Genomic DNA, 3,308 nt, shown 5'->3' with positions numbered 1-3,308 from the left:
GCCATCGACAACACCCCACATCAGAAGGCGTTGCACTCACCGATTGAGGCCAAGTCGGGGCATTCGTGCGTCTCCCGCCAGAGGACGCCGCCCAGGACGTGCAGACCCGGTCAGGCCTCGCGGAACCCGGTGAGGTCGCCCGCGGCGTCCCGCCAGTCGGGCTCGACGTCGAGCACGTGGCCCGGACGGCGGTACCAGGAGCGCGGCGCGCGCGGCGGCGGGTCCCGCGGGGGCTGCTCGGACAGCAGCTCGAGGAGCTTCTCGCAGGCCTGCCGCGGCCCCTCGGCGACGACCTCGACCCGGCCGTCGGCGAGGTTGGTCGCCGTCCCGACGAGGCCGAGCTCGAGGGCCCGCGAGCGGGTCCACCAGCGGAACCCGACGCCCTGGACCGTGCCCGAGACGAAGGCCTGCAGCCGCACCCGGCCGGTCCGGACCCGCTCGTCGACCTGGCCCGGCGGACGGCGCAGGGCACCCGCGAGGTGCGGGCCCGGCTTGGGCACCGGCGCCCCCGGCGTGGCAGGTCGCTCCGTCATGAACACACGGTAACGAGTCGGCCCGCGCAGGACCCTGCAGGGTCACGATGTGCGGCAGATCGCTCAGGACACGAATCCATCAGGACTCAGGTCCCGAGGAGGCACCGGGTGCCACCCCTACTTTCGATCGTGGGCCGGCGGTCGCCGGCGCCGTGACGCGTACCGGGAGCAGCTGTGAGCGCACTCGATCTGGCACGGTGGCAGTTCGGCATCACGACCGTCTACCACTTCATCTTCGTGCCTCTGACCATCGGCCTGGCACCCATGGTCGCCATCATGCAGACCGCGTGGGTCCGCACCGGCGACGAGCGGTGGCTGCGCCTGACGAAGTTCTTCGGCAAGCTCTTCCTCATCAACTTCGCCATCGGCGTCGTGACCGGCATCGTCCAGGAGTTCCAGTTCGGGATGAACTGGAGCGAGTACTCCCGGTTCGTCGGCGACGTCTTCGGGGCGCCGCTCGCGATGGAGGCGCTCCTCGCGTTCTTCCTCGAGTCGACCTTCCTCGGCCTGTGGATCTTCGGCTGGGACCGCCTCAGCAAGCGGGTGCACCTCGCGACGATCTGGGCCGCGGCGATCGGTGTGAACCTCTCCGCCTACTTCATCATCGCGGCGAACTCGTTCATGCAGCACCCGGTCGGCGTGAAGTACAACCCGGAGACCAAGCGCGCCGAGCTCGACAGCATCGTCGCCGTCCTGACGAACCCGACGACGCTCGCGGCCTTCCCGCACACCGTCACCGCGGCCTTCCTCACGGCGGGCACGTTCGTCGCGGGCATCGCGGGCTGGCAGATGGTCCGCAACGCCAAGACGGGCGACCTCGCGGCCGCGCAGCTGTACCGGCCGGCGATGCGCCTCGCGCTCGTCGTCATGGTCGTCGCGGCCGTCGGCGTCGCGCTCTCCGGCGACCAGCAGGCCAAGCTCATGTTCAAGCAGCAGCCGATGAAGATGGCCGCCGCCGAGGCGCTGTGCAGCACCGAGACCGGTGCGGGCTTCAGCATCTTCGCCGTCGGCGCGGTCGGCGCGGACAGCTGCGACGTCAAGACCGTCTCGATCCCGGGCGGCACGTCGTTCCTCGCGACCGGCGACTTCAACGGCACCCTCAAGGGCGTCAACGACCTGCAGGCCGAGTACTCCGCGAAGTACGGCCCCGGCAACTACATCCCCTCGCTGCCGGTGACCTACTGGAACTTCCGGCTCATGATCGGCTTCGCGGCCTTCGCCGGCGCGCTGGCGCTCGCGGGCATCTGGTCCACCCGCAAGGGCGGCGTCCCGACGGCCCCGTGGTTCGGCAAGCTCTCGCTCGTCGCGACCTTCACGATCTTCCTGACGAACCTCACCGGCTGGATCTTCACCGAGATGGGTCGCCAGCCGTGGATCGTCGCCCCGAACCCCACCGGTGACGGCAACGTCCGCCTCACGACGGCGTCGGCGGTCTCGCCGTACGTCGACGTCCCGTCGGTCGCGCTCTCGCTCGTCGTCTTCACCGGCCTCTACGGCGCCCTCGCGGTCGTCTGGTACGGCCTCATGAAGCGCTACGCCACCGCTGGTGCCCCCGAGGTCGAGACGAGCGAGTCCTCCGACGAGGACAAGCCCCTCGCCTTCGCCTACTGACCCGCGCCGCGGAACAAAGACCAGGAGTCTGACGTGGACATCGACACACTTCGCATCATCTGGTTCGGCCTCATCGCGGTGCTCTGGGTCGGGTACCTCGTGCTCGAGGGCTTCGACTTCGGCGTGGGGATGCTCCTGCCGATCCTCGGCAGGAGCGAGACCGACCGCCGCGTGATGATCAACACCATCGGCCCGGTGTGGGACGGCAACGAGGTCTGGGTCCTCACCGCCGGCGGCGCGACCTTCGCGGCGTTCCCGCTGTGGTACTCGACCCTCTTCTCCGCCTTCTACCTGCCGCTGCTGCTCATCCTCGTCGCGCTCATCCTGCGCGGCGTGGCCTTCGAGTACCGCGGCAAGATCGACGAGGACGGCTGGCGCAGCAAGTGGGACTGGGCGATCATCGTCGGCTCGTACCTGCCCTCGCTGCTGTGGGGCGTCGCGTTCGGCAACCTGCTCCACGGGGTCGACGTCGCGACCGTCCAGAAGGGCCCGTTCGCGGTGCTGCTCGCCGCGCTCAACCCGTACAGCCTGCTCTTCGGCGCCGTGACGCTCCTGCTCTTCCTGCTCCACGGGGCGCTCTTCCTGGGCCTGAAGACGACCGGTGACATCCAGCAGCGCGCGATGAAGCTCGCCGCGACGCTCTCGGTGCCGGTGCTCGCCGGTGGTGCGGTGTGGGCGATCTGGACCCAGCTCGCCTACGGCAAGACGTGGACGTGGGCGGTCGTGGTCGTCGCGGCCGTCGCCCTGGTCGGCGTCGTGCTCTCGGCCCGGGCCGGCAAGGAGGGGCAGGGCTTCCTGCTCACCAGCGTCGTCACCGTCGGCGCGGTCGTCATGCTCTTCGGCTGCCTCTACCCGGCCGTGCTGCACATCAACGACGCGCCCGACCTGACGATCAGCAACGCCTCGTCGACGCAGAACACCCTCACGGTCATGACCTGGGTCGCCGTGGTGATGACCCCGATCATCCTCGTGTACCAGTCCTGGGCCTACTGGGTCTTCCGCACGCGGATCGGCTCGTCGGACATCCCGGCGCCCGTCGGTCTGAAGTGGACGACGAAGGTCAAGGCCGGCATCTGACGGCACCGGCGGCGGGTCGCGGGCACAGCGCCCCCGGCCCGCCGCCGAACCCGTTGCCGCGCAGCCGGCGGTCGGCGGCGTCCCGGG

The 3,308-nt window shown here is 70.0% G+C and carries 3 protein-coding genes; 2 read left to right on the top strand and 1 reads right to left on the bottom strand.

Translation table 11 applies throughout. From position 1 onward, the window contains the following. Window positions 1-110 precede the first annotated feature (110 nt). Window positions 111-467: an acylphosphatase gene (locus EDJALFJO_RS07870; protein ID WP_369812501.1), complete on the bottom strand. Its 357-nt coding sequence runs from the start codon at window positions 465-467 to the stop codon at window positions 111-113. A gap of 240 nt (window positions 468-707) precedes the next feature. On the opposite strand from EDJALFJO_RS07870, the gene EDJALFJO_RS07865 reads away from it, so the two are divergent. Continuing rightward, window positions 708-2,144: a cytochrome ubiquinol oxidase subunit I gene (locus EDJALFJO_RS07865; RefSeq protein WP_088283910.1), complete on the top strand. Its 1,437-nt coding sequence runs from the start codon at window positions 708-710 to the stop codon at window positions 2,142-2,144. Between the two features lie 33 nt (window positions 2,145-2,177). Beyond that, a complete protein-coding gene (cydB, locus tag EDJALFJO_RS07860; protein ID WP_088283908.1) occupies window positions 2,178-3,221 on the top strand; it encodes a cytochrome d ubiquinol oxidase subunit II in 1,044 nt (347 codons plus the stop codon). The last annotated feature ends 87 nt before the right edge of the window (window positions 3,222-3,308 follow it).

It is taken from the genome of Kineosporia sp. A_224, from assembly GCF_002198655.1.
In the GTDB taxonomy this organism is placed as follows: domain Bacteria; phylum Actinomycetota; class Actinomycetes; order Actinomycetales; family Kineosporiaceae; genus R-H-3.
Note: the sequence above shows the minus strand (reverse complement) of the source record. Positions and strands in the feature narration are given on the sequence as shown.